The 25,021-nt window shown below is 63.6% G+C and carries 29 protein-coding genes and 1 other RNA gene; 14 read left to right on the forward strand and 16 right to left on the reverse strand.

All coding sequences use genetic code 11. The annotated features are described in order from the left end of the window. The first annotated feature begins 19 nt into the window (after positions 1-19). Positions 20-1,849 (forward strand): ATP-binding protein, encoded by a 1,830-nt coding sequence (locus ACVWWD_RS24610; protein WP_023769731.1) that lies wholly within the window; start codon positions 20-22, stop codon positions 1,847-1,849. Positions 1,850-2,136: 287 nt separating this feature from the next. On the opposite strand, the gene ACVWWD_RS24615 is transcribed toward ACVWWD_RS24610, so the two are convergent. Together ACVWWD_RS24615 and miaA are read right to left on the reverse strand one after the other, a co-directional pair. Continuing rightward, complete coding sequence (locus ACVWWD_RS24615) at positions 2,137-2,931, reverse strand: GGDEF domain-containing protein (protein ID WP_352548664.1); 795 nt, start codon at positions 2,929-2,931, stop codon at positions 2,137-2,139. 106 nt (positions 2,932-3,037) lie between these two features. Next, positions 3,038-4,003 (reverse strand): tRNA (adenosine(37)-N6)-dimethylallyltransferase MiaA, encoded by a 966-nt coding sequence (gene miaA, locus ACVWWD_RS24620; protein ID WP_352548663.1) that lies wholly within the window; start codon positions 4,001-4,003, stop codon positions 3,038-3,040. Between miaA and serB the strand changes: the two genes are divergently transcribed. Together serB and ACVWWD_RS24630 are read left to right on the forward strand one after the other, a co-directional pair. After that, on the forward strand, positions 3,993-4,880 hold the full coding sequence (gene serB, locus ACVWWD_RS24625; protein ID WP_352548662.1) for a phosphoserine phosphatase SerB: 888 nt from the start codon (positions 3,993-3,995) through the stop codon (positions 4,878-4,880). The genes miaA and serB overlap by 11 nt on opposite strands. Continuing rightward, entirely contained in the window at positions 4,877-5,449 is a 573-nt protein-coding gene (locus ACVWWD_RS24630) for a GNAT family N-acetyltransferase (RefSeq protein WP_352548661.1), read from the forward strand. The genes serB and ACVWWD_RS24630 overlap by 4 nt, the downstream gene beginning before the upstream one ends. 30 nt (positions 5,450-5,479) lie before the next feature. Here ACVWWD_RS24630 and ACVWWD_RS24635 read toward each other — a convergent pair whose 3' ends face one another. The 6 genes from ACVWWD_RS24635 to ACVWWD_RS24660 form a co-directional block, all read right to left on the reverse strand. Further along, entirely contained in the window at positions 5,480-6,997 is a 1,518-nt protein-coding gene (locus tag ACVWWD_RS24635) for a DegQ family serine endoprotease (RefSeq protein WP_352548659.1), read from the reverse strand. Between the two features lie 144 nt (positions 6,998-7,141). Continuing rightward, positions 7,142-7,330 carry a DUF2065 domain-containing protein gene (locus tag ACVWWD_RS24640; protein WP_352548658.1) on the reverse strand — a complete coding sequence of 63 codons (189 nt, stop codon included), beginning with the start codon at positions 7,328-7,330 and terminating at the stop codon, positions 7,142-7,144. 6 nt (positions 7,331-7,336) lie between these two features. After that, entirely contained in the window at positions 7,337-8,296 is a 960-nt protein-coding gene (gene hflC, locus ACVWWD_RS24645; RefSeq protein WP_352548657.1) for a protease modulator HflC, read from the reverse strand. Then, the gene (hflK, locus tag ACVWWD_RS24650) at positions 8,296-9,411 is read right to left on the reverse strand and encodes an FtsH protease activity modulator HflK (RefSeq protein WP_023769725.1); all 1,116 of its coding nucleotides are present in this window, start codon (positions 9,409-9,411) and stop codon (positions 8,296-8,298) included. The genes hflC and hflK overlap by 1 nt, the downstream gene beginning before the upstream one ends. Before the next feature lie 155 nt (positions 9,412-9,566). After that, positions 9,567-10,085, reverse strand: a complete 519-nt coding sequence (locus ACVWWD_RS24655) for a dihydrofolate reductase (RefSeq protein WP_352548654.1) — start codon at positions 10,083-10,085, stop codon at positions 9,567-9,569. Next, positions 10,085-11,098, reverse strand: coding sequence for a DUF4424 domain-containing protein (locus tag ACVWWD_RS24660; protein WP_352548653.1), 1,014 nt, complete (start codon positions 11,096-11,098; stop codon positions 10,085-10,087). Before ACVWWD_RS24660 ends, ACVWWD_RS24655 begins: the two co-directional genes overlap by 1 nt. 198 nt (positions 11,099-11,296) lie before the next feature. Here ACVWWD_RS24660 and cobF point away from each other — a divergent pair, with 198 nt between their 5' ends. After that, complete coding sequence (cobF, locus tag ACVWWD_RS24665) at positions 11,297-12,058, forward strand: precorrin-6A synthase (deacetylating) (protein WP_023769722.1); 762 nt, start codon at positions 11,297-11,299, stop codon at positions 12,056-12,058. 45 nt (positions 12,059-12,103) lie between these two features. Here the strand turns inward: cobF and ACVWWD_RS24670 are convergent, their stop codons facing one another. The 4 genes from ACVWWD_RS24670 to modA form a co-directional block, all read right to left on the reverse strand. Further along, complete coding sequence (locus tag ACVWWD_RS24670) at positions 12,104-12,445, reverse strand: winged helix-turn-helix domain-containing protein (RefSeq protein WP_023769721.1); 342 nt, start codon at positions 12,443-12,445, stop codon at positions 12,104-12,106. 74 nt (positions 12,446-12,519) lie between these two features. Beyond that, complete coding sequence (gene modC / locus ACVWWD_RS24675; protein ID WP_352548650.1) at positions 12,520-13,632, reverse strand: molybdenum ABC transporter ATP-binding protein; 1,113 nt, start codon at positions 13,630-13,632, stop codon at positions 12,520-12,522. Further along, a complete protein-coding gene (gene modB / locus ACVWWD_RS24680; protein WP_457103466.1) occupies positions 13,629-14,333 on the reverse strand; it encodes a molybdate ABC transporter permease subunit in 705 nt (234 codons plus the stop codon). Before modB ends, modC begins: the two co-directional genes overlap by 4 nt. Before the next feature lie 41 nt (positions 14,334-14,374). Next, complete coding sequence (gene modA / locus ACVWWD_RS24685) at positions 14,375-15,169, reverse strand: molybdate ABC transporter substrate-binding protein (protein ID WP_023782670.1); 795 nt, start codon at positions 15,167-15,169, stop codon at positions 14,375-14,377. Between the two features lie 153 nt (positions 15,170-15,322). On the opposite strand from modA, the gene ACVWWD_RS24690 reads away from it, so the two are divergent. Further along, positions 15,323-15,484 carry a TOBE domain-containing protein gene (locus ACVWWD_RS24690; protein ID WP_031247587.1) on the forward strand — a complete coding sequence of 54 codons (162 nt, stop codon included), beginning with the start codon at positions 15,323-15,325 and terminating at the stop codon, positions 15,482-15,484. A gap of 52 nt (positions 15,485-15,536) precedes the next feature. Here ACVWWD_RS24690 and ACVWWD_RS24695 read toward each other — a convergent pair whose 3' ends face one another. After that, positions 15,537-16,331 carry a thymidylate synthase gene (locus ACVWWD_RS24695; RefSeq protein WP_023782671.1) on the reverse strand — a complete coding sequence of 265 codons (795 nt, stop codon included), beginning with the start codon at positions 16,329-16,331 and terminating at the stop codon, positions 15,537-15,539. Positions 16,332-16,503: 172 nt separating this feature from the next. Further along, entirely contained in the window at positions 16,504-16,815 is a 312-nt protein-coding gene (locus tag ACVWWD_RS24700; RefSeq protein ID WP_015317265.1) for a DUF2853 family protein, read from the reverse strand. A gap of 168 nt (positions 16,816-16,983) precedes the next feature. Between ACVWWD_RS24700 and ssrA the strand changes: the two genes are divergently transcribed. Both ssrA and ACVWWD_RS24710 read left to right on the forward strand, forming a co-directional pair. Continuing rightward, positions 16,984-17,344, forward strand: a transfer-messenger RNA (tmRNA) gene (ssrA, locus tag ACVWWD_RS24705). Positions 17,345-17,533: 189 nt separating this feature from the next. Continuing rightward, entirely contained in the window at positions 17,534-17,971 is a 438-nt protein-coding gene (locus ACVWWD_RS24710; RefSeq protein ID WP_352548671.1) for a VOC family protein, read from the forward strand. A 103-nt stretch (positions 17,972-18,074) separates the two neighbouring features. Here the strand turns inward: ACVWWD_RS24710 and ACVWWD_RS24715 are convergent, their stop codons facing one another. Beyond that, positions 18,075-19,280, reverse strand: coding sequence for a multidrug effflux MFS transporter (locus tag ACVWWD_RS24715; RefSeq protein ID WP_023782672.1), 1,206 nt, complete (start codon positions 19,278-19,280; stop codon positions 18,075-18,077). 184 nt (positions 19,281-19,464) lie between these two features. Here ACVWWD_RS24715 and ACVWWD_RS24720 point away from each other — a divergent pair, with 184 nt between their 5' ends. The 4 genes from ACVWWD_RS24720 to ACVWWD_RS24735 all read left to right on the forward strand — a co-directional run bounded on the left by ACVWWD_RS24720 (position 19,465) and on the right by ACVWWD_RS24735 (position 21,266). Further along, positions 19,465-20,154, forward strand: a complete 690-nt coding sequence (locus ACVWWD_RS24720; protein WP_352548647.1) for a TetR/AcrR family transcriptional regulator — start codon at positions 19,465-19,467, stop codon at positions 20,152-20,154. 146 nt (positions 20,155-20,300) lie between these two features. Continuing rightward, a complete protein-coding gene (locus ACVWWD_RS24725; protein ID WP_352548645.1) occupies positions 20,301-20,837 on the forward strand; it encodes an SspB family protein in 537 nt (178 codons plus the stop codon). A 10-nt stretch (positions 20,838-20,847) separates the two neighbouring features. Continuing rightward, a complete protein-coding gene (locus tag ACVWWD_RS24730; protein ID WP_023769711.1) occupies positions 20,848-21,045 on the forward strand; it encodes a DUF4169 family protein in 198 nt (65 codons plus the stop codon). Next, complete coding sequence (locus ACVWWD_RS24735) at positions 21,042-21,266, forward strand: ribbon-helix-helix domain-containing protein (protein ID WP_015317259.1); 225 nt, start codon at positions 21,042-21,044, stop codon at positions 21,264-21,266. Before ACVWWD_RS24730 ends, ACVWWD_RS24735 begins: the two co-directional genes overlap by 4 nt. A gap of 2 nt (positions 21,267-21,268) precedes the next feature. Here ACVWWD_RS24735 and ACVWWD_RS24740 read toward each other — a convergent pair whose 3' ends face one another. Next, complete coding sequence (locus ACVWWD_RS24740; protein WP_352548644.1) at positions 21,269-23,065, reverse strand: chloride channel protein; 1,797 nt, start codon at positions 23,063-23,065, stop codon at positions 21,269-21,271. A 166-nt stretch (positions 23,066-23,231) separates the two neighbouring features. Between ACVWWD_RS24740 and ACVWWD_RS24745 the strand changes: the two genes are divergently transcribed. The 3 genes from ACVWWD_RS24745 (at position 23,232) to ACVWWD_RS24755 (ending at position 25,015) form a co-directional block, all read left to right on the forward strand. After that, positions 23,232-23,660 (forward strand): MarR family winged helix-turn-helix transcriptional regulator, encoded by a 429-nt coding sequence (locus tag ACVWWD_RS24745; RefSeq protein ID WP_031247585.1) that lies wholly within the window; start codon positions 23,232-23,234, stop codon positions 23,658-23,660. A 107-nt stretch (positions 23,661-23,767) separates the two neighbouring features. Then, positions 23,768-24,073: a hypothetical protein gene (locus tag ACVWWD_RS24750; RefSeq protein WP_023769707.1), complete on the forward strand. Its 306-nt coding sequence runs from the start codon at positions 23,768-23,770 to the stop codon at positions 24,071-24,073. 24 nt (positions 24,074-24,097) lie between these two features. Further along, positions 24,098-25,015, forward strand: a complete 918-nt coding sequence (locus tag ACVWWD_RS24755) for a sigma-70 family RNA polymerase sigma factor (protein ID WP_457103467.1) — start codon at positions 24,098-24,100, stop codon at positions 25,013-25,015. Positions 25,016-25,021 lie beyond the last annotated feature (6 nt).

Raw genomic sequence — 25,021 nt, forward strand, 5'->3', positions numbered from 1 at the left:
AATGGGGATTGGCCTGTCCATGTATGTCGAACGCGAAGCTTCAGTCGGAGAACCGACATCGCAGGAGCGCCGCACAGCCGACCAGAACGACAAGCGCATCCTGGGCAATGTCGTGCAATGCGACGGTGCGCGCGCCACCATCAGCGCCTATGCCGACGATGTCGACGGCGCGGTCACCGGCCTGTGGACGGTCGGCAAGATGATCTCGATCAACCTTGGCACGACGCGAACCGTCGGCCTGGTCTACGCGATCGGCAAGTCGGATCTGGCCTGGAACAATGACGGCCAGAACGCCATCGAGGTCAGCATCGAGCTGATCGGCGAAGTCCGTGACGGCGCCGAACCCGAGGCCAAACCTATCTTCGACCGCGGCATTACCGTATATCCGCATATCGGCGCCGTCGCGCACCGCATCCGCACCCGCGACCTGCAGGCAGTCTATGACCTGGCCGGCCGCCATTCCATCACCATCGGCTCGCTGGCGCAGGACGAGGCGATCGCCGCCAACATCGCCATCGATGACACGCTGGCGCGCCACTTCGCCATTGTCGGCACGACCGGCGTCGGTAAGTCGACAGCGGTTTCGCTGCTGCTGCGCAAGTCGATCGCGGCGCGACCGGACCTGCGCATCCTGATCCTCGATCCGCACAACGAGTTCGCGGCCTCGCTGCCGGAATATTGCGTCAGGGTCGATTCCAAGACGCTCGACCTGCCGTTCTGGATGTTCACGCTGGAGGAATTCGCCGAAGTGCTGTTTCGCGGACGCGAAACGGTGCCGGAAGAGATCGATGCCCTTCGCGACCTCATTCCGCTCGCCAAGAATCTCTATCGCAACCCCGGTTCAGGGGCCTACCTCAGGCGCGGCAGCGATGCGCTGACCGCCGATACGCCGGTGCCCTACCGCATCGCCGACCTGCTCAAGCAGATCGACGAGCGCATGGGCATGCTCGAAAGCAAGACCGATCGTCCGACCCTCAAATCGCTGAAGACACGCATCGAATCGGCGGCGGCCGATCCGCGCTACCGCTTCATGTTCAATTCGCGCCTGATCGAGGACACCATCCACGAGACGATCGGCAACATCTTCCGCGTGCCGCATCATGGCCGTCCGGTGACCTGCTTCGAGATGGCCGGCATGCCGTCGGAAGTGGTCAATTCCGTCTGCTCGGTGCTGGCGCGTCTGGCCTTCGACCTCGCTCTGTGGAGCGAAGGCAAGCTGCAGCTGCTGTTCCTATGCGAGGAAGCACACCGCTACATGCCCGCCGATGCGCGTCTCGGCTTCGCGCCGACCCGGCACGCGTTGTCGCGCATCGCCAAGGAAGGCCGCAAATATGGCTGCTATCTCGGCGTCGTCACCCAACGCCCCGGCGAGCTGGACCCGACCATTCTCTCGCAGTGCTCGACCTTCTTCGCCATGCGGCTCGCCAACGAGCAGGACCAGGCGATCATCCGCTCGGCGATCGCCGACTCTTCGGCCTCCACGCTCGCGTTCCTGTCCTCCATGGGCCAGCGCGAAGCGATCGCCTTCGGCGAAGGCGTGGCGACGACCATGCGGCTGAAATTCGAAAGACTGCCCGCTCACCTGCTTCCGGGCACGGCCAAGCGCGAGGAAGACGTGACGTCCAAGGCCGGCGAGGTCGACCTGGTGGCGATCGTGGAGCGGCTGCGCAACGTACCAAAGCCACAGAGCCAGGCGATGGCCTTCGCCGAGGTGGTCGATTCCGGCCGGCAAGCCGGCGACCCCGACTACCGCAAAGCGCCGGCGGCGCGCGTGCAGTCGGACGAAGATTTCGACACACGCTACGGCCTCAAACCCGCCACCTTCGGCCTGCGCCCGCAGAACGATTGAGCTGAGCGTCACACCTCTGCGAAAAGTCCTGAGAACCCGCGCAAGCGGCCTATCCCATGTTCGTCGGAAAGCTTGGGTAATCCCGTCGGGGAATTCGTCAGGCTGGGCCGATTGGTGTCGGCTTCGAAAACCGAAGCGGAGCGACCCTTGGTCGGTGAGCGCTGGCCTTCGCCGGCCGCAGCCTTAGTCTAAAGGCCACAACGTCTCATAAGTGCTTCGGCCGGCGAAGCCCGGAAGCGCGGAAGTCGGCGGCAGACGGCCAGCCTCACGAATTCAGTGATGGGATTTTAGGCGCAGACGCGGTTGCGGCCTTGCCTTTTGGCTTCGTAGAGCTGGCGGTCGGCGCGGCGATAGAATTCCTCCGCCGTTTCCTTGCGATCCCAGACGGCAAGCCCCACGCTGGTGGTAATCTTGAGCCGGACATTGTTGCCGGACAGGATCGACATGTTGGCGACCGCCTTGCGGATGCGCTCGGCGAATTTGGCCAGAAGGTCCGCCTCCATGTTGGGCGTGACCACGGCGAACTCCTCGCCACCCAGGCGCGCCACCACATCGTGGAAACGTGTCATGTCCCTGAGGCATCTTGCGACAGCCTTAAGCACCTCGTCGCCGACATCGTGGCCGTGCGTGTCGTTGACCTGCTTGAAATGGTCGAGATCGAGGATCATCAGCCCGACCGGTTTTTCGATGCGCCGGAACTCCTCGAGATATTCCTTCAGCGCGTCGTCGAAATAGCGCCGGTTCTGCATGCCGGTCAGGCCGTCGGTCAGGGCGGCATGCTCGAGCGTTTCGGAGCGGGCGCTGAGCGACACCGTCATGGCGCGCAGCTTGCCCTCTTCGGTCGCCTGTTTGCGGATCAGCGGATAGATGAAGAAGATGCCGAAAAACAGCGCGGTGGCGAGCAGTACGCCGGTCGCGAACAGGAGCTTGTTGAGGTATATGACCTTGTCCAGGCCGGAGGCCGGATGGAGTTCCGTCGCGAAGGATTGCAGTTGCCCATAGGCGTGCAGTGTCACCAGGCCAGCAGCCAGGATCACGAAGATAAAGACGAAAAAAGCGGATTCCGCTTTGTGGAAACGCATCTGCTCCCCGATGGAAAAGTACCCCATGACCTTATGGCATCGACCGACTTACGGAGCGTTAAATTCCGACAACTTCGGCGAGAACCCTTCCCTCAGGGGCAACTTTTTAAGTTGCATTAGCAACAAGTGTTTGGATCGTGGTTTCGAGATCGTCACCGGGGCGAAGTCTCTGCCATTCCGGCCCCAGCTGATGGCGGAACCAGGTAGCCTGGCGTTTGGCATATTGCCTTGTCGCGATCTTGGCGCGCTCGATCGCCTCGGGAAAGCTCGACTGCCCTGAGATCGCGGCCTGGAGCTCGCGAACCCCAATCGCTTTCATCGCCGGCAGGTCTGGATCCAGACGAAGGGCCGCAAGCTGCTTGACTTCCTCCAGCGCGCCCTTGTCCAGCATCTGGTCGAAACGCCTTTCGATGCGGTCAACCAATGCTGCCCGATCCGGCTCGACGACCAGGAAATGCGCGCTCGGCCTGTCGATGAGCGGCGGGCCACGCTCTGCCTGCCAGTCCAGGATCGACCGGCCGGAGGCGTCGAGCACCTCGAGCGCCCGCACGATGCGCTGGCTGTCGGTTGGTTTCAACTGCATGGCGACGCTCGAATCCTCGCGCAGCAGCAACGCATGCAGCTTGACCGCGCCTTGCTCCTTCAATTCGTAGCGCCAGCGGTCGCGTATCCGTTGCGGAATATCAGGCATTTCCGAGATGCCTTCCGCCAGCGCACGAAAGTACAGGCCGGTGCCACCGACGAAGATTGGCCGCCGCGAGAGCGTCCCGTCATCAATGAGTTTCATGACGTCGCGCAGCCAGGCGCCGGTCGAGTAGGCGGTGCCGGGATGGACATGCCCATAGAGAAAATGCGGCGCTCGTGCGAGCTCGGCCGCCTGCGGCCGAGCCGTCAGCACGTCGAGAACCGCATAGCCCTGCATGGAATCGGTGTTGACGATGACGCCGCCTGTGTGTTCGGCAAGTTCAAGCGCCAGCGCCGACTTGCCGCTGGCGGTCGGCCCGGCTATCAGGATCGCGTTCTTCACGCGGCCTTCGCCCGCATCCGTGCCGGAATTCTCGATGCCGCTCATTGCCACGCTTGTTTCCCGTCCCGCCGATCGCGCTCTGTCGCCATCGCTTGCGAATATGGCCTCACGGTCGGTGGGCGCAAGCGCTGTCGTGTGGCTGGCCGAAGGCATTGCCTGTGACATTGCCCTGCCGCCAGCGGCCCAGGCTGATGAAACGACCGCGAGCCTTCGTACCGCACTGGCCGCTGAGCCCGTCGACGTGATCGTCCAGCAGGCAGAAACACGCCGCAAGAAAATCCTTCTCGCCGACATGGATTCGACCATGATCGACCAGGAGTGCATCGACGAGCTGGCCGACGAGATCGGCGTCAAGGATCATGTCGCGGCGATCACCGCACGGTCGATGAACGGCGAGATCGCCTTCGAGCCGGCGCTGCGCGAGCGCGTGGCACTGCTCAAGGGGCTCGATGCCGCCGTCGTCGACCATATCGTCGCCAATCGGCTGACCTTGGCCTCGGGCGGCCGCGCGCTGGTCCAGACCATGCGCGCCAACGGCGCCTGGACGGCGCTCGTCTCGGGCGGTTTCGAGGTCTTCACCACGCGCATCGCTGCGATGCTTGGTTTTCAGGAAAACCGCGCCAACCGCCTTCTCGACCAGGACGGACGCTTCACCGGGCTGGTCGGCGAGCCGATCCTTGGCCGCGCCGCCAAGGCCGAGGCGCTGCTCGAAATCTGTGCGCGCCTTGGCCTGGCGCCGGCCGATGCCATCGCCGTCGGCGACGGCGCCAACGATCTCGACATGATCCGCCTGGCCGGAACCGGTGTCGCGCTGCATGCCAAGCCGACGGTGGCAGCGCAGGCCAAAGTCCGGATCGACCATGGCGACCTGACGGCGCTGCTTTATCTGCAGGGCTATCGGCAGGAAGAATTCGTCCAATGAAGACGATCCGTACCGAACGCCTGATCCTGCGCAATTGGGAGGATCGCGACCGCGAATTGTTCCATCGCATCAATTCCGATGATCGCGTGATGGAGTTCTTCCCGTTTCGCCGCGACCGTGCGGCCGCCGACGCCAAGATGGATGAGTTCCGCGCCTGGGTCGATGAGGACGGCTACGGCTTCGCGGCGGCCGAGATTGCCGCGACAGGCGAATGCATCGGTTTCGTCGGCCTCCTCGCGACCGATGATGTGCCATCGCTGCCGGCCGACACAATCGAGATCGGCTGGCGGTTGGCTCCCGAATACTGGGGCAAGGGCTATGTCACCGAGGCCTCGGAGGCATGGCTGGCCTACGGCTTCGAGACATTGGCCGTCGACGAGATCGTTTCCTTCGCCGTGGCGGAAAACCACCGCTCGACCGCCGTTATGAAACGCCTCGGCATGACAGCCGACCCATTGAGCGATTTCGACCACCCCAGCATTCCAGACAGCCATCCCGCGCTCAAGCGGCATGTGCTCTACCGGCTGTCGCGCGAGGACTGGCAGGCAAGAAAAAAGGCGGCCGTTTAGCCGCCTTTTTCAAATCGCCGTATTGAAATCTCAATCCATTCGGATCGTCACGAACCTGAGCTCACCGGTCTTCGACGCCAGCATCAAGAGCGCGTTCTTGCGGCCCTGCTCCTTCAGCGCACCGATCCGGTCCATGACGTCCTTGGGCGTGGCGACCGACTCCTGCGCGATCTCGGTGATCACCTCGCCCGGCTGGATACCGCGTTCGGCGGCGGCGGAGTCCTTGGCCACGTCGGTGATGACGACGCCGGAGACATCGCCGGCGATGCTGAACTTCTTGCGAGTCTCGTCGTTGAGTTCGCCGACCGTCATGCCAAGCACCGAGGCGGTCGAGACGGCCGGAGCCTTGTCAGCGCCCTTGTTCTGATCGGTATTGCCGTTCTCGCCGCTGGCCAGCTTCTCGCCATCCTCGAGCCGGCCGAGCGTCACCTTCACCGTCTGCTCGACACCCTTGCGCACGATCAGCACGTCGACTGCCTTGCCCACCGGGCTTTCGGCGACGACACGCGGCAGGTCGCGCATTTCATGGATGTCCTTGCCGTCGAACTTGATGATGACGTCGCCGGCCTGGATGGTGCCGTTGTCGACTGGTCCGCCCTTGATGACGCCGGCCACCAGCGCGCCCTTGGCGGTCGCCATGCCGAGGCTTTCCGCGATGTCGTCCGTCACCGGCTGGATGCGCACGCCGAGCCAGCCGCGCCGCGTCTCGCCATATTGGCGCAACTGCTCGACGACGCCCGACGCGAGCTGCGAGGGAATGGAGAAGCCGATGCCGATCGAGCCGCCGGACGGCGAAATAATCGCGGTGTTCATGCCGATGACCTCGCCGGCGCTGTTGAACAGCGGTCCGCCCGAATTGCCGCGGTTGATCGCCGCGTCGGTCTGGATGAAGTCGTCATAGGGGCCTGAATTGATGTCGCGGTTGCGCGCCGAGACGATGCCGACCGTAACCGTGCCGCCGAGGCCGAACGGATTGCCGACCGCCATCACCCAGTCGCCGACGCGCATCTTGGTGGAATCGCCGAATTTCACCGCTGTCAGCTTGTGGCCTTTCGGATGGACCTTCAGCACCGCGACGTCGGTCTTGGTGTCGGTGCCGACCAGCGTCGCCTTCAAGGTCACGCCATCGGAGAAATTGACCTCGATGTCGTCGGCATCGGCGATCACATGGTTGTTGGTGACGACGATGCCTTGTTCGGCGTCGATGACGAAACCCGAACCGAGCGACTGCACCTTCTGCGAGCCGCCATCCTTTTCGCCACCGCGGTTCTTGAAGAAATCGTCGAAGAAATCCTGGAACGGCGAGCCTTCGGGCAGTTGCGGCATCGGCACCGCACCCGGCCCTTCCGTCCCCTTCACCGTCTGCGAGGTGGAGATGTTGACCACCGCGCCAAGCACGCCTTGCGCCAGGTCGGCGACCGAGGCTGGTCCGTCGGCGGCGAATGTCGGGGTCATCAAGGATGGAACGGCGACGGCGCTCAGCACCAGCGCGGCCGCGCCGGCCATCAACGTCCGTCGAGCGGCGGCCAAAAGGGTGTTGGATGTCATCGAGAAGCCTCCCGGCATTTCTAAAAGAGAAAAGCGCTTCGACGAAAACGCCGTGTCGCGCCATGATGGCAAGAAATACGGCACGTTTGCGGCTATGACTATCGGCGGAGTGTAAATCGAGCGTTATTCCGCAAACCGCCACCTCTACACGCCCCGCACCAGCCAGACGACGCCGACACCAATGGCGATCGCCGCCAGCCCGCCGATCCGCAAAGCATTCTCCGGCATCGACAGCACTTCGCCCGTGAGCTTCTTCGCAAGGCGGGGGAAGCCGCCATAGACCAAGCCCTCTATGACAAGGACCAGGCCTATCGCCGCGAAGAAATCCTGCACCGGCCGTTACTGGCCGGTGCTGGGTTGTGTCGTCGGCGCGGCAGGTGCCACGGCCGGCGCCGGCGACGTCGGTTTCGCCGGTCCTTCCTTGCCGTCGGGATCGCGGAAGTAGCGGAAGAACTCCGAACTCGGCGACAGCACCATGGTCGTCCCGGTGTTGTCCAGCGCGGTGCCATAGGCATTCATCGACCGGTAGAAGTCGAAGAAGGCGGGATCGCGCTTGTAGGCGTCGGCGAAGGTGGCACTGCGCTGCGCTTCGCCCTCACCGCGCAGGATCTCCGACTCCTTCTGCGCTTCGGCAACGATCTCGACCACTTCACGATCGGCGCGCGCGGTGATGCGCTGTGCCGCTTCGTTGCCGCGTGCCCTCAGCCGCGCAGCCTCCGCCAGGCGTTCCGCCTTCATGCGATCGTAGGTCTGCTGTGAAACTTCGGCCGTCAGGTCGGTACGGCGGATGCGGACATCCTCGATCTGCAAGCCGAGAGACGTGGCGTCGGGCCTGAGCTGATCGCGCACTTCGCGCATCATCACGGCACGCTCTTCGGAAAGCGCGGCCTCGAAATCGCGCAAACCGTAGACGCGGCGCAGGGCAGCGTCGAGACGCGTCCTGAGCCGCGCTTCGGCCAGTTCGATCTGGCCGGACACGGCCGCCCGGAAGACGCGCGGATCCGAGATGCGATAGGCGATGAAGGCATCGACCTCATAGAACTTGCCGCCCGAGACCTGGACGCGGATGTTGTCGAGGTCGAAGCGCAGCACCCTGTTTTCGATCAGTTGCACCGTATCGGCGTCGAAGAACGAGAACGGCGCCTTGAAGTAGATGCCGGGCTCGCTCTTGACGTCGACGATCTCACCGAAGCGGAGCACCAGCGCCTGCTGGCGCGCATTGACCACGAAGACCGAGGAATAGATCAGGAAGAGGATGACCGCCGCCACGACGCCGAAGATGGGAAGACGGTTGGCCATCACTTGGTACCTCCCGTGTTCGCGGCGGGCGCGGCCGGTGCCGGCGGCTTCGGCTGCAATGCGGGCAGCGGCAGATAAGGCAAGACACCTTGTCCGTTGCCCTGCTCGACGATGACCTTGCTCGAGTCCTTCAGAACCCTCTCCATGGTTTCCAGATAAAGGCGTTTGCGCGTGACATCGGGGGCTTTGGCATATTCGTCGTAGACCGAAATGAAGCGCTGGGCCTCACCTGCGGCTTCCTGCACCACACGGTTTTTGTAGGCGGCCGCGTCTTCGCGGACCTGGGCCGCCTCGCCGCGTGCCTGGCCGAGCTTCTGGTTGGAATACTGATTGGCCTGCTCGACGAACTTGTCCTCGTCCTGCTCGGCGCGCTGCACCTCGTCGAACGCATCAGCCACCTCGCGTGGCGGCGCCGCATCCTCGATGGAGACGGCGTTGACGTTGAGACCGGCCTTGTAGCCGTCCAGCGTCGTCTGGATGATCTCGCGCACCGAGGCCGCAATGCCCTGGCGATCGTCGCGGAAAATGTCCTGCGCCGGCCGGCGGCCGACGGCTTCGCGCATGGCGCTCTCGGCAACCTGCCGCAGCATGCCATCCGGGTCGGAGACGTCGAACAGGTAAGCGCGGGGATCGGAGACCTGGTAGGCCACCGAAAACTGCACATTGACGATGTTCTGGTCGCCCGAGAGCATCAGCCCATTGCCGCTGGTGTTGCCGCCGCCAATGTCGACGAGCTGCTCAGAAATCTTCGCCGTCTCGACGGTCTCGAGAGGCCACCAGTGGAAATGCAGACCTGGCTGGGAAAGTTCGGCCTTCGGCTTGCCGAAGCGCAGTTCGACCGCGACCTCGTCGGGCTGCACGGTATAGACCGCCTGGAAGGCCCATAGAACGACCAGCACCGCGGCGATCAGGCCGAACACCGCCGGACTGGCGCCGCCGCCGCCGGGCAGCGCGCGCCGCAACCGATCCTGGCCACGGCGAATGATGTCTTCGAGGTCGGGAGGCGACCCCTGCGGGCCGCTCGGCCCCTTCGGTCCCTGCCCCCAGGGCCCCTGATTGTTACCGCCGCCACCCCACGGGCCGCCGCCGCCGCCACCTTTGTCGTTCCAGGGCATGAATGTCCTTTCGCTTGGAATTCCCTCAAGCGCCGCGGTTACGGCGCAAATCCAGTGTCGTTCTTCTATAGGGACGCCACGGCACGCTTTCAACGCGATGCGCCGCCGACTTCATCCGTTTTGGGCCGGTAGCGACCCTTTGTCGTCCTTTATCTTCAAACTATCTCGCGGCGGCGCTCATAAACCGTATAGCGCGTCGCATGGCTGTCCTTTTCTCCTGACGCAATCTCCTGCGAACTGACCACTTGCCATGTATTAAGGTCGATCGGCGGGAAATGCGCGTCGCCATCGACGGCGGCCAGCACATGGGTCACGTGCAGACGGTCGGCCAGTGGCAGCGCCTGGGCATAGATTTGGCCGCCGCCGATGATGCAGACCTCGTCGACGCCCGTAATGCGGCGTCCACGCACGGTCGCCAGCTGGATCGCGGCTTCCAGCGTATGCGCCACCTCGACGCCCTCGGCGCGCCAGGCCTCATCGCGCGTGACGACGATGTTCAGCCTGCCCGGCAGCGGCCGGCCGATGCCTTCATAGGTCTTACGGCCCATGATGATAGGCTTGCCCATCGTGTCGGCCTTGAACCGCTTGAGGTCGGTGGAGAGCCGCCACGGCAACCCGCCATCCCGCCCGATCACGCCGTTCTCGGCAATGGCGACATAGATCGCGACATGCATCAGTTTGCGTCCCCGCCATTGCTGTCCGACGGTACGAGCAGGAGGATGTCGATGTCGTGCTCGGGATAGAAATCGTTCGCCTTCATCTCGAAACGCGTCGGCCCGACCTTTTTGACGTTGTCGCCGCAGAACGAGACCAGGGCTTTCGGATTGCCCTTGTCGACGGTCAGCTTGAACTTGCCGATGGTGCCCGCCGCCCAGTTGCCCCCGGTGGTCAGGATATAGGCGATGCGGCTTTCGTAGAATTTGGGATAGCCGTCCGGATTGTCCTTCGCCGCCTTGCGCACCGCATTCTCGAATGTGTCGTCCATGCAGTAGCGGCTCTTGTAGGCGGCGTATGAGTTCTGGAACTGGCCTTCATTGAAGAAACTGACCGAGGATGTGCCGCCCACGCTGGGCTTGTAGCTGTGCGAGACGTGAACGTCCTTGTTGGCCGGAAAGGTCGCGCGCCACCAATAGGTCGAGCGCAATTGCCAGAACGGCGAATAGACCGGTTTTTGGCCACTGTCGGCTGCCGAATCCTCGATGATGATGCCGCGGTTGACCCAGTCGTCAGCCACCGCTTGCGGCAGCTTCGCCAGCGCCGCCCTGGCCGCGTCGCCGAACGGATTGAAGGGCACGTTTTGCGCCTTGAGGTCGGCGCCGATGTCGATGCCGAGCGCGAGCACCTTCTGCTCGAGTTGGGGCTTGGCCGCGACGCCGTCGATCGTGACCTCGAAGCCGAGGAAATTGTCGCTCTGGTTTTCCGGGATCGCCGGCATCTCCTCGGGATCGCCCGAAATGTCGGGCATCGGGAAGGCGACGATCGCCTCGACATCCTTGTCGATGTTGTTGTGGAAGACGTAGTCCACCGTCACCTTTTCGGGGGAGATGAAAAGATCCTCGCTTTGCATCGCCACGGCATCGCTGCGCGACAGGATCACGCCGCCGGTGCCAAGCTCGGCAACCGAATCATTGGCCATCGCGGGCGCGGCTGAAAGCGCCAACGCTAAAGCCAGAACAGATCGCAACATCGAAGCCCCCTCGGCTGGAATGCCTGGATGACCCTAGCCGTTTCAATGCGGCGTTTCAAAGCCCTTCCGCTTGCCGGGCGTGCGTGACCGGTTTGGACAGGCAGGCGGTCTGGACACGCACGCGGTCTGGACACGCACGCGGTCTGGACACGCAGGCGGTCTGGACTAACAGGTTCCGATGGGGCAGGAGTTCGCGCCATGCGCAAGCTTCTCGTCATCGGCATAGGCGCCGGCAATCCCGATCACATGACCGTCCAGGCCATAGCAAGCCTGAACAGGGCGGACGTCCTGTTTATTCCCGACAAGGGCACCGACAAGACCGACCTTGCCGACCTGCGGCGCGGGATCTGCGACCGCTTCGTCACCAACCCGGCCTCACGCCGGGTCGAGTTCGACGTGCCCGTGCGCGCCGAACCAACCTCTTCCTATCGCTCGACCGTCGACGACTGGCACGAAGCCATCGCCGCCATCTACGAGGGACTGATCCGCGACGAGATCTCCGGGGGGGGCTGCGGCGCCTTCCTGATCTGGGGCGATCCTTCGCTCTATGACAGCGCCCTGCGCATCCTCGAGCGCGTGCGCCTGAGGGGCAATGTTGCGTTCGACCTGGAAGTCATTCCCGGCATAACGGCTATCCAGGCGCTGGCAGCCAGCCACAAAACGGCGCTGAACCGCATCGGCGATCCCGTGCTGATCACCACCGGCCGCCGCCTGACCGAGGAAGGCATGCCGGACAATGCAGGCAGCGCCGTCGTCATGCTCGACGGCAAATGCGCCTTCAACACGCTGGCCGACCAGGACCTTTTCATCCAATGGGGCGCCTATCTCGGCACGCCCGACGAGATCATCATCTCCGGCCGCCTTGGCAATGTCGGCGCCGAAATCGAAAAGCGCCGCGACGAAGCCCGCCGGAAGAAAGGCTGGATCATGGATACGTATTTGCTGCGAAAGCCGGAGTAGTCAGTACGGATTAGGCTGCCTTCACTACTCATACTCACTACTCCCCTATCCCGCCTCAATCTCCGCCTGCAACGCATCCATATGCGTTGACGCGGCCGCACTCGCCGCGCGTTCGATGGCGCGAAAACGGCTGACCACGGCCAGGCCGACGGTCGTCAGTTGCGCGCCGCCGCCTTTGCGGCCGCCGGTCTGCGCGGCCACCAGCGGCTTTCCGAACACCCGGTTCATGTCCTCGACCAAGTCCCATGCGTGCTTGTAGGACATCTCCATGCCGCGCGCGGCGGCCGAGATCGAACCGAAGGTGGCGATGTGCTCCAGAAGCTCGATCTTGCCAGGACCGATCCGTCCGTCCGGATCGAGATTTATCCGCAAGCTCAGCGACGGCATTTTTGCTCCTCCGCGATCGCTTCAGCTTCGGCGACCGTTATTCCAAAACAATATAGCGCCGATCGCCGCCGCTGTCAGCCATCGACCTCGAGCGGCAGGCCGGCGCCGGTATTTCCCCGGTCGAAGCTCACGGTCTTGACCACCGCGAAGACCTTGCCGCCGAGCCGCAGCTCCAGCGCCTGCCGTGACTGTTCGGTGATGCGGGCGAGCACCGTTGCGCCATTGCAGTCGATGCCGATTTCGACCGTCGGCCCCTCGCCCGGACTGATCGCGACGATCGTGCCGGGCAGGATATTGAGGGCACTGAGGCCCGTCGGTTTCTCCGCGGCGATCATCACATCGCGAGCACGAATGCGGATACGCACGGGAGCCCCGGCCTTCATCGCAAGGCGCGGCACGCGGATCTCGCCGGCGGCCGAGCCGAGCACGGTCATCCCAAAAGCCTCGTCGTGACGCAGCACCTTCGTGTCCAGCACGGCACCACCCTCGCCGCGCTCTTCCACCGGCAACAGGTCGAGCCTTTGCATGACAGCGTCGGTCGGACCGCTGGCCGTGACCTTGCCCTGCGCCAACATCACCACGTCGCTCGCCAGCCGCGCCACCTCGGCGACCGAATGGCTGACATAGACGATGGGGATCTTCGTTTCGTCGCGCAGCCGCTCGATATAGGGCAGGATCTCGGCCTTGCGCGCTTCGTCGAGCGAGGCCAGCGGCTCGTCCATGAGCAGCAGTCTGGGGCTGGCCAGCAGCGCCCTGCCGATCGCCACGCGCTGTTTCTCGCCGCCCGAGAGTTTTGCCGGCCGTCGGCCAAGCAGCGGGCCGATGCCCAGCAAGTCCACAACGGCGTCCATATCCGCGTAGCGTTCCGCCGCCGGCGTGAACCAGCGGCCGTAGCGCAGATTGCTGATCACGCTCATATGCGGAAACAGGCGCGCATCCTGGAACACCATGCCGATGCGGCGTTTGTGCCTTGGCAGGAAAATGCCTGCACCAGTGTCGACCAGCACGCGGCCATCGACCTCAATGCGCCCCTTGTCCGGCCGGATCAGCCCGGCAATCATGTTGATCAGCGTCGTCTTGCCGGAACCGGACGGCCCAAACAGCGCCGTCAGCCGTCCGGCGCTCTCAAAGCGGGCCTCGACGGCGAAATCGCCAAGCCGGTGGCCGATGTCGACAAGGACGCTCATTCGATGTCCATCCGCCGCCCGACCCGCCGCGCCAGCACTTCCGATGCGACCAATGCCGCCATCGAGATGACGATCGAAATCAGCGTCAGCCGCAGGGCCCCTTCGTCGCCGCCCGGCACCTGGGTAAAAGTGTAGATCGCCGACGGCAGCGTCTGCGTCTCGCCAGGAATGTTGGAGACGAAAGTGATGGTCGCGCCGAACTCGCCCATCGCCTTGGCAAAGGACAGGATGGCGCCGGCGATCAGCCCGGGCAGGATCAGCGGCAGCGTGATGGTGCCGAACACCCACAGCGGGTTGGCGCCGAGCGTTCCCGCTGCCGCCTCCATCTTGCGATCCACCGCCTCGATCGACAGCCGGATCGCCCGCACCATCAGGGGGAAGCCCATGACACCGCAGGCCAGGGCGGCACCCGTCCAGCGAAACGAGAAGACGATACCGAAATGTTCGGCGAGAAAGGCACCGGCCGGGCCGCGTTTGCCGAACGTCAAAAGCAGGAGATAGCCGGTCACCACGGGCGGCAGGATCAGCGGCAGGTGCACCACCCCGTTGAGCAGCGTCTTGCCCCAGAATTGCCCCCGGGCAAGCAGCAGCGCGATCGCTATGCCCGGCGGCAGGCTGGCGAGCATCGCCACCGTCGCCACCTTGATGGACAGCCGGACCGCATTCCATTCGTCGGGAGTGAGGTCCAGCAGCCAGTTCATAGTGCGGTATCGGGCCTTTTCGAACTTAGGTGCTTGCCGACTCAGTTGCTCGGCGTGAGCACGGTAAATCCCTGTTCCCTAAAGAGCGCGCCGGCCTTGGCGGACTGCAGGCACTTTAGGAAGGCCGGCGTATCCTTGTCCTTCGAATCGGCGGTCTGGGCAACCGGATAGATGATCGGCGGATGTGTGTCCTCCGGGAAGGTGCCGACCACCTTGACCCCCTTTTCGGCGTGCGCGTCGGTGGCATAGACGATGCCGAGCGCGGCCTCACCAGTCGAAACCAGCTTCAGCGCCGCACGGACATTCTCGGCCTGCGCCACCTTGCCCTCGACCGAGGACCAGACGCCGAGCGATTCCAATGCCGCCTTGCCGTATTTGCCGGCCGGCACAGCCTTGAAGTCGCCCATGGCAAGCTTGCCGTCGCCGACCAGCTTGGCGAGGTCAAAGCCTTTCTCGATCTTGGTTTCGACCGTCGAATCCTTCGGCGCCACCAGCACGATCTCGTTGCCCAGCAACTTCACTTCTGTGTCGGGCTTGGTCAGCTTCTTGTCGGAGAGATATTTCATCCAGTCGAGATCGGCGGAGATGAAGATGTCGGCCGGCGCCCCGCCCTCGATCTGCTTGGCCAATGCCGAACTGGCGGCATAGGAAACGGTGGCGGCTTCGCCGACATCGGTCTCGCAGGCCTTGTTCACCGCATCGAGCGCATCCTTGAGACTGGCTGCCGCGAACACCACGATCTTGTCTTCCGCGTGCGCTGCCGGCGTTGCCGCCATCAGCGCCGCCGCAAGACCGCCAACGGCGATTGCACTCAACCCGAAACCTTTGCGCGCCATCGAAAACTCTCCTGGGTTCTAAAATCCGATCGGCTCGAAGCCTGCACACCGATATATCCGCATGGATATAACAAGGAAAGGGCCTGCCTACCGAAACTCCGTCTGGCGCTGCATGATTGCTCTGATAAGACCGCCGCCGCGAAAGGAACTCCAATGAAGATCAGCGCCCGCAATGTCCTCGAGGGAATGATCACCGAGATCGTCAAGGGAGCCACCACCTCGCATGTCCGCATCGACATCGGTGGCGCCATCGTCACCGCCTCGACCAACGAAGCCGTCGCCGACCTCAAGCCCGAAGAGGGCAAGCAGGCCTAAGCCGTGGCCAAGGCCGCGGACGCGATGGTGGCATCGACCGGAAGGCCGCCGCTCAGACCGCGATGGGCGCCTTGATCGACGCGTCGGCGACGTAGTTTTCCAGCCGGAAATCCTCGAAGCGAAAGGCGAAAAGGTCCTTCACCTCAGGATTGATCCACATCGTCGGCAGGGTCCTTGGCGTGCGCCGCAACTGTTCGCGCGCCTGCTCGAAATGGTTCGAGTAGAGATGCGCGTCGCCAAGCGTGTGGACGAAATCGCCCGGCTTAAGCCCGGTCACCTGCGCCACCATCAGCGTCAGCAGCGCGTAGGACGCGATGTTGAACGGCACGCCGAGGAAGATGTCGGCGGAACGCTGGTAGAGCTGGCAGGAAAGCCGGCCCTCGGACACGTAGAACTGGAACAGGCAGTGGCAAGGCGGCAGCGCCATGGCTTCCACCTCGGCGGGATTCCAGGCCGAGACGATCAGCCGCCGCGATTGAGGATTGCGGCGGATCTCCTTGAGAAGATTGGCGATCTGGTCGATCGAGCCGCCATGGCCGTCTGGCCAGGACCGCCACTGCCTGCCGTAGACGGGGCCGAGATCGCCATTCTCGTCGGCCCACTCATCCCAGATGGAAACGCCGTGGTCGGTCAGGTACTTGATGTTGGTGTCGCCGGCGAGGAACCATAGGAGTTCATGGATGATCGACTTCAGATGCAGCTTCTTGGTGGTGGTGACCGGAAAACCGCGCGCCAAATCGAAGCGCATCTGGTAGCCGAAGACGGAGCGCGTGCCGGTGCCGGTGCGGTCGCCGCGATCGGCGCCGTTGTCCAGCACATGCTGCAGGAGGTCGAGATACTGGCGCATCGGTTCTGGGCTCGATTCGGGATCTCGTCGATCATAGCGCATATAGGCGCTGACGCCACGCTTGTCTGAGATCGTCCCCATTCAGCAGGGAACGAAGCCTGCCCAGAATCCTCCCCGGCGAACCGGAAGCGCGGAAATCGCCAGCCGGCCGCCAGAATGAGTAACCAAGGTCTCAGAGGGAGCCGAGCTTGCCCAGGTCCTTGGCCACCAGATAGTAGAAGGTCACGCGGTTCTTGGTGTTGTCGGCATGCATTGCCTTGCAGGTCTTCTCGATTGCCGCGTCGGCCTTCGCCCCGTCGCTGACGCCGAGCTTCTTGGCCACCCAGCTCTCCTTGACCCGGGCCAATTCCTTCGGATCCGTGCAGGACACCAGCGAGGAATCGCGGTTCCTCAGCGCAATGCCCAGGTGCTTGACGATTTTTTCGACCGCATCGGCACTTGCCGCGGCGTCATATTTCTTCACATCCGCAAGATAGTCGGCCATCAGAATTCCCCTCGTCGGCGCCACGGATCCGATCGATGAGGGCTGTGGCGCGCATCGCAACTTGTGCGCTAGGTCGGCAACTCCTCACCGCCCGCGAAGCTTCGGTTGAGACCGCGCCCAAGTCAACCCTTGGCGTCGCGATTTGACACAGGGACAAAGCACCATTGCGGCCTTTCATTTCCGCGCGAGCCCCCCTATATTCGTTTTGTCGGCTTGACCGACTATGGCGATAAATGGGCGATGAAATAAGCCGTTCGGACCCGGGGGCGGTACCCGGCGCCTCCACCAAAAGCCGCTGTTGAGGACAGTGCGGTTTTTGCTGGGGGCGAAATAGGATCGACGAAGGTGTAAAGATCGTACTTTTGCCCGGCATTGTACCACCGTCATCGGGCTAAACTTATAGTTGCCAACGACAACTATGCGGAAGCACGTCTCGCTGCTTAATGCAGTGCGATAGCTTCAAATCAAGCCCTAGGGGTTCGCACTTCTAGGCGGGGTTCGGAGGTACCTGGCAACAGAAACCTCCACTTCTTTCTCTTCACCATCGTCACGCAACGGCAGGCTCGGCTCTGGCCGATTTCGCGTGGCCGCTTAGCCGCGAAACAGTCGCGCATCCCTTCATCAATGGACAAAAAAGTCTGACGGGTCCGGCCTTTCCTGTGCGTTGTTGGACCAGGCGATACCTTGTAAACTGAAACGCCCCTTGGAGATCGAAATCATGGCGCTCAAGCGGATGGACAATGTAGGAATCGTCGTCGAAGACCTCGGAGGGGCGATCGATTTCTTTCGCGAACTCGGCCTCGAGCTCGAAGGGCGGGCCACGGTCGAAGGAGAATGGGCCGGGCGCGTCACCGGACTGGGCGACCAGCATGTCGAGATTGCCATGATGCGCACGCCGGACGGCCACAGCCGGCTGGAGCTGTCCCGCTTCCTCGCGCCGCCTGTCGTCGCGGATCACCGGACCGCCCCGGTCAACGCCCTGGGCTATCTCCGCGTCATGTTCACCGTGGACGACATCGACGACACGCTTGAAAGGCTCCGCACGCGCGGCGCGCAACTCGTAGGCGAAGTTGTCGAGTACAAGGACGTGTATCGGCTCTGCTACATCCGTGGGCCTGAAGGGCTTCTCATCGGCCTCGCCCAGGAACTCAACTGAGCGTCAGCAACCAGAGCGCGGTCGTCAACGCGGAGGCAAACGCCGGCTTCGACACAAAGAGGGCCGGGATCGACCCGGCCGCTCCTGGTTCATTGAGGATTTCCTATTCCGCCGGCGCTTCGACCGCTTCGCGCGAACGGCCAAGCGTGACTTTCGCCAGGGCGAACGAGATCACCGCGCAGAGCGTGATGCCGGCGACCATCGGCAGCGGCGTGCCGTCGAAGAACACACCGGCGACGCCCATGGCGAGCGCGCCGATGGCGAAGTGCAGCGTGCCCATCAGCGCCGACGCCGTGCCGGCGATCTCGCCATGCTCTTCCATTGCCAGCACCGATGTGGTCGGGATGACCAAGCCGAGGAAGCCGTAGCCGACGAACAGCAGGGCCGCCATCACGTCAAGCCGGTCGACGCCCGTCGCCATGATCGCGAACAGCACAACCATCGTCGTCGCGTAGCCGGTCACCGCCACCCACACCACACGCTTCAGTCCGAACCGTTCGGAAAGCAGGCCCGTCAATTGCGACATGCCGATAAAGGCAACCGCGTTGATCGAGAAGAACACGCTGTAGACCGAAGGCGACAGCCCGTAATGGTCGATCAGGATGAAGGAGGAGCTCGACAGATAGACGAAGAAGCTCGCAATGCCGAAGCCGGCGATCGCCACCAAGCCGAGGAAATTACGGTCGCCCATCAGGAAGCGGTAGCCGGCAAGGGCTGTACCGAAGGAGGACCCGACGCGTTCTTCCACCGGCCGTGTCTCCTTGAGCGAGGTCGCGAGCAGGATGGTGGCAAGCACCGCCGCGCCGGTCACCGTCCAGAATACGGCGCGCCAGCCGAAATTCTCGATGATCTGGCTGCCGGTCAGCGGCGCCAGGATCGGCGACACCGAAAACACCAGCATCAGCAGCGACATCAGTTTGGCGGCCTCATTGCCGGTGTGCAGGTCGCGCACGATGGCGCGCGGAATGGCCATTCCGGCACTGGCGCCAAGCCCCTGCAGGAAGCGGAAGGCGATCAGCCACTCGATGGTCGGCGCCATTGCCGAGCCGATGCCGCCGGCCATGAACAGCGCCAGGCCGCCATAGAGCGGCAGCTTGCGGCCGACCATGTCGGAGATCGGCCCGACGACGATCTGGCCGAAGCCCATCGACAGGAAGAAGATCAAAAGGCTCATCTGCACGGCGGCGGTGCCGGCATGCAGATCGGTGCCGATCGACGGCAAAGCGGGCAGATACATGTCGATGGCGAACGGACCGATGGCGGACAACAGGCCGAGCACGACCGCGATGCGGAGGAATTTGGGATTCATGATAATGGCTTCTTTCGAATCTGGTTTCCGCCGCCAGGCGACGTCTGACCCTAGGACGTTCCATCCCGTGGGTTTCCTACTCCTAGAGCAAATTTATTCGTCTCCGGAGCGAAATCCCCTTATATCATGTCCACAAATTTAGACAGTCTTGTCTAAATGGTCAATCACCTCTATATGGATTTTCATGAGATCGGGCGTTTCTCCTGACACTTTCCCGCCACGCGGCCACGAGGCCAAGCGCCTGTCGATCGTCGACGCCGCTGCCGGCGTGTTCTGCCGCGAAGGTTTCGCCGGCGCCAATATCGACCTGATCGCGGTTGAGGCCGGCGTGTCGCGCCAGACGGTCTACAACCACCATGGCGACAAGGAAAAGCTGTTCATCGCGGTCGTGCGCGACCTGACCGAGCGCTGCAACGCCGGCATTTTCGCCACCATCGCCACCTTTCCCGATCAGCCTGGGGATCTCGAGGCCGACCTGATCGGTTTTGCCGTGCGCCTGAACCAGAACTGCATCTGCAACCGCGACGGAAAATTCCTGCGCAAGCTGATCCAGACCGAGGGCGAGCGCTATCCCGAGCTCTTTGCCGAATGGCGCGAACAGGGACCCGGCAGGACATGGCCGGCGATCGCCGCCCGCTTCGCCCGCCTCGCCTTTGGCGGCTATCTCGCGATCCACGATCCCGATGTCGCGGCGCGCCAGTTCCTCGGCCTCGTCAATGCCGAACTGCAGACCACCTTCATGCTCGGCGGCACGCCGAGCGAGGATGACGTGGTGCAATCGGCGACAAACGGAGTGCGCACCTTCCTGCGCGCTTTCGGCAAGCGCCCTTCCCCGACCAGCGTCAAAAGACACGCTGCGCTGGCTAACGCATAACATTTGGCGTTGCCGCCAAACCGCCTTGCCGATCAAATCATTCGCAATAGTCCTCGCTTCGGCGCGGCGGCGGTCTATATCAGGTTTACGCCGCGCCCAAGCTTGATTACAGCTATGCGGACGATTCAACGGAACCCGACCACCTCATGGCCGACGACCATATCCGCTACGACATTCTGGCCCAGGAGGCGTTGCGCGGCGTCATGCGCAAGGTCCTGTCAGAGGTCGCGCGCACCGGCCTCCCCGGCAACCATCATTTCTTCATCACCTTCCTGACCGGCGCGCCGGGCGTGCGCGTCTCGTCGCGGCTGCGCGAGCGCTATCCCGAGCAGATGACCATCGTCATCCAGTTCCAGTATTGGGACCTGAAGGTGACCGACACCGGTTTCGAGGTCGGTCTCTCCTTCTCCGACGTGCCGGAGAAACTGGAAATCCCGTTCTCGGCCGTGCGCGGCTTCTACGACCCCTCGGTCAATTTCGAGCTCGAATTCGACGTCAAGACCGATGCGCAGCCCGACGAAGAACCGGCAGCACCGGCGCCGGAGCCGCTGACCATCGTCTCCGAGAAGAAGCCGAAGGCCGAGAAGAAGGCCGCCGCCGAAGCGGAGAAGAAGGCAACCGCGGCGGATGCCGGCACCAAGGGCGCCGAAGTGGTCTCGCTCGACGCCTTCCGCAAGAAATAGCTCGCGGTCCGTGGCCGACATCGTCAATCTCCGCCAGGCTCGCAAGCAGAAGGCGCGGGACGACAAGGCACAAACGGCCAGCCGGAATCGCGCCTTGCACGGTCGCACCAAGGCCGAAAAGGAACGCGACCGCCTGATCGCCGACAAGAGCGAAAGGTTTGTCGCGGGCCATCACCGCGAAAAGCCCACCCAGCCTGACGATCAATGAGCGCCGTCGAAAAGCGCTCGGTGACCATTCGCGGCCATCGCACCAGCTATTCGCTCGAAAAGCCCTTCTATGACGATCTCGTCGCCATCGCGGCGACCAGGAAGCTGACACTCGCCGCCCTCGTCGCCGAAATCGACGAGACCCGGCCCCGTGACACCAACCTGTCCTCGGCGCTCAGGCTGCATGTCCTGGAATGGGCGAAGCGCGCGACGAGCGCCTGAACTTACGCACGCTCGGCCGCGTCCGCCTTTTTCCCGCGTCCGAAGCCGAGCAAGGTGGAGCGCTCTCGCTCCTCGGCCTGCTTGCGCGAGCGCACGCGCATCAGATCCTTCCAGCCGATATAGCCGACCAACCTTCCATCCTCACGCTCCACGACCGGCAGATGCGAGACATTGGCTGTCAGCAGCTTGTCCGACAGGCCTTCCAGATATTCGTCGGGATGGGCCAGCGTCACCTTGCTTCCGGCCAGCAGCTCGCCAAGCGTAGCCGTCCGGTGCTTGCCGGCACGGCGCCAGCGCAGGATCGCCGGCGGATCGATGAGGCCGAGCACCTGTCTGTTTTCATCGACCACGGGAAAACTCGGATGCCGGGTTTCCGGCGCGGTCAGGAAGGCGGCCGCACCATGCAGCGTCATCGTCGCCGGCACGCTCTCGACCTCTGACGTCATCACCTCGCGCACCCTGGTCAGCGCGAAGGGGTCGACGCGATATTCGCGAACCAGATGGTGCCCCCGCCTGGCGATCTTCTCGGTCAGGATCGAACGCTTCATCAGCAGCACGGTGACCGCGTGCGCGGCGGCACAAGCCGCGATCAGTGGCACCAGCACATGAGTGTTGCCGGTCAGCTCGACGGCGAAGAAAGTGGCTGTCAGCGGCGCCCGCATCGTGCCGCCCATGGTGGCGGCCATTGCCAGCAGTGCCCAGAAGCCCGGGTCCGCCGCCGGCAGGATGCCTGCAAGCACCGCCCCCATCGCGCCACCCATGATCAAAAGCGGCGCCAGCACGCCGCCCGAGGTTCCCGAGCCGAGCGCCACCGACCATATGATGGCCTTGACCGCCAGCAGCAGCAGCGCCGCCGTCGCGATCGTGCGGCCGTCCAGCATGTCGGCGATGTTGTCATAGCCGACGCCTAGCGCCCGTGGGTCGATCAAGCCGCCTATGCCGACCACCAGGCCGCCGAGCATTGGCCACCACATCCAGTGGATCGGCAGCTTCTGGAAGCCGTCCTCGCAGGCATAGACCATCTGGGTCAGCAGCCCGGACAACAGGCCGGCGCATATGCCGACCAGCACCCAGCCGCCAAGGCCGAGGAAGGAGATAGCCATGTTGCCCGCGAACGGAAAGATCGGCCCCGGCATGTGCAGCATGGTGCGCTCCACCTCGGCCACGATGGCCGCCACCGCCACGGGGATGAAGCTGCGTGGCGTCCATCCGAACAGCAGCAATTCGACCGCCAGCATGATGGCCGCGATCGGCGTGCCGAACACGGTGGTCATGCCGGCCGCCGCTCCCGCAACCAGCAATGTCTTGCGCTCGTTGTCCGAGACCGGCAGCATCTGCGCGATCAACGAGCCGATGGCGCCGCCGGTCATGATGATCGGACCCTCGGCGCCGAACGGCCCGCCGGAGCCGATCGAGATCGCCGACGACAGCGGCTTCAGGATCGCCACCTTGGCGTCCAGCCTGGAGCGTCCGAGCAGGATCGCCTCGATGGCCTCGGGAATGCCGTGGCCGCGGATCTTTTCGCTGCCATAGCGCGCCATCAGGCCGATGATCAGCGCGCCGATGACCGGAACGATGACGGCGGCAAGCCCGAGCGGCGTATCCTGCAGCTTCAGCTCGGCAAGCGAGAACTGGCCGAAATAGGCGATGTTGGTGGCGAACCTGATCAGCTTCAGAAGCGCCACGCCGGCAAACAGCCCGGCGGTCGCCACCACCACCGCTATCGCGGCGACGAGCAACACTCGGGCATCCGTGGTGAAATCCCGGAGGTGATCGGGATTGGAGTTATGGGTCTTCATGGTGGCTTTGCTTCCTGGCGGCGGCCGTGTCTCGGGTTCTGCGGCACGGTCGAAGTGGCCAGCCGGTTGTTGGTCGGATATGTATCGTAACACGATATATCTGTTCAAGCGGCTTTCGCTCGAAATTTCGTTTGAGCTTTCACCGGAAAACGAAGACATCTCCGATATGACGCAGCCCAAGACACCACGCCCCGCCATCAGGCAATCCGACTACCAGCGGTTGTCCGAGTTCCGCTACCTGATCCGCCGCTTCCTCGAATTCAGCCAGGTGCAGGCCGAGGACGCCGGTCTGACCCCGCGCCAGCACCAAGCGCTGCTGGCGATCAAGGGATATCCCGGCGGCGGGCCGGTGACGGTCGGCGACCTGGCGGAACGCCTGCGCATCCGTCACCACAGCGCCGTCGAACTGGTCAACCGTCTCGGCGAGGCAGGACTGGTCGCTCGCGACCAGGACAAGGACGACCACCGCCGTGTGCTGCTGCGGCTGACCGAGCGCGCCGACGGTTGCCTGGCCGAACTGTCGGCCGCGCATCTCGACGAGCTCTCGCGCATCGAACCCATGCTGCGGCGCCTGCTCGATCGGAGCCAGGACTGACGTCCAGCATCCGTGCGGGCCGATACCGAACTATTTTTTTCCGGAATCCGAATCCTTTGGCCTGGCCGCCGCGTCTTGGACACGCGACAGCCAAGGGAGCCGATGCGATGAAACGCCATTTGATACGCTACAAGACGAAACCGGAGCGGGCCGACGAGAACGAGCGCCTGGTCAAGGCAGTGTTCGAGGAACTGCGCGGCAAATCGCCGGAAGGCGTTCGCTACATGACCTGGCGCTCCGGCGACGGCACTTTCGTCCATCTCGTAGAGACCGAAACCGACGGGCATGCCGACCTCATCACAGGACTTGCCGCCTTCCAGGCCTTCCAAAGTGGCATCATGGATCGCTGCATCGACCCTCCGCAGCGTGACGTGATGACAGTGGTGGGCCACTATCGGATGCTGGACGAATAGAACCGTTTCGAGAATGGCCGGTGCATGAACAATCCAGGCGAAATCCCAGAGCCTTTCGACCGCTTGTTCGGCGAATTGCGCCCCAAACTGCATCGCTACTGCGCCCGGATGACGGGCTCGGTCGTCGATGGCGAGGACGTCGTGCAGGAGGCGCTGGCCAAGGCATTCGAGGCTCTGGCCGGCACCGCCCCGATCGCCAATCCCGAAGGCTGGCTGTTTCGCATTGCCCACAATGCGGCGCTCGACTTTTTGCGCCGCCGCGCCCGTGAGAGGACTTTCTCCGAGGAGGAGCCGGACATGATCGCCGACGCTGCGAATTCCATCGCCGACCGGCAGGCCGCGGCAGCCGGATTGCACAGTTTCATGCGCCTTCCCGTCGCGCAGCGAAGCAGCGTTATCATGATGGATGTCCTGGGCTATTCGCTGCGGGAGATCAGCACCATGCTCGACACCAGCATCCCCGCGATCAAGGCAGCGCTGCATCGTGGCCGTGGCCGGCTGCGTGAGCTCGCCGACGAACAGGACGATCGTCCTGTTCCCAGGCTGAGTGCATCGGAGCGCCTGTTGCTCGACGCCTATGTCGATCGCTTCAACGCCCGCGATTTCGATGCCGTGCGAGACATGCTGGCCGACGAAGTGCGGCTGGAACTGGTGGCCAGGGCAAGGCTCAGCGGCCGCAAGGAGGTGGCCACCTATTTCGGCAATTATTCCAGGGTGCGGGATTGGCATTTCCAGTCTGGTTTCGTCGAGGACCGTCCGGCAATCCTCGTGCGGGATCCCAAGGAGCCGACGGCAGCACCGGCATACTTCATCCTGCTGGGTTGGCAGGGCGGCAAGCTTGCCGCCATCCGCGACTTCCGCCACGCCAGATACGTCGCCGACGGCGCCGAAACGTTCGTCCTTGAGACGATTGCCCTGGCGGTGAGCAACCGAAAAGCCTAGCCCTGC

The sequence above is a fragment of the Mesorhizobium sp. URHB0026 genome (assembly GCF_054059755.1).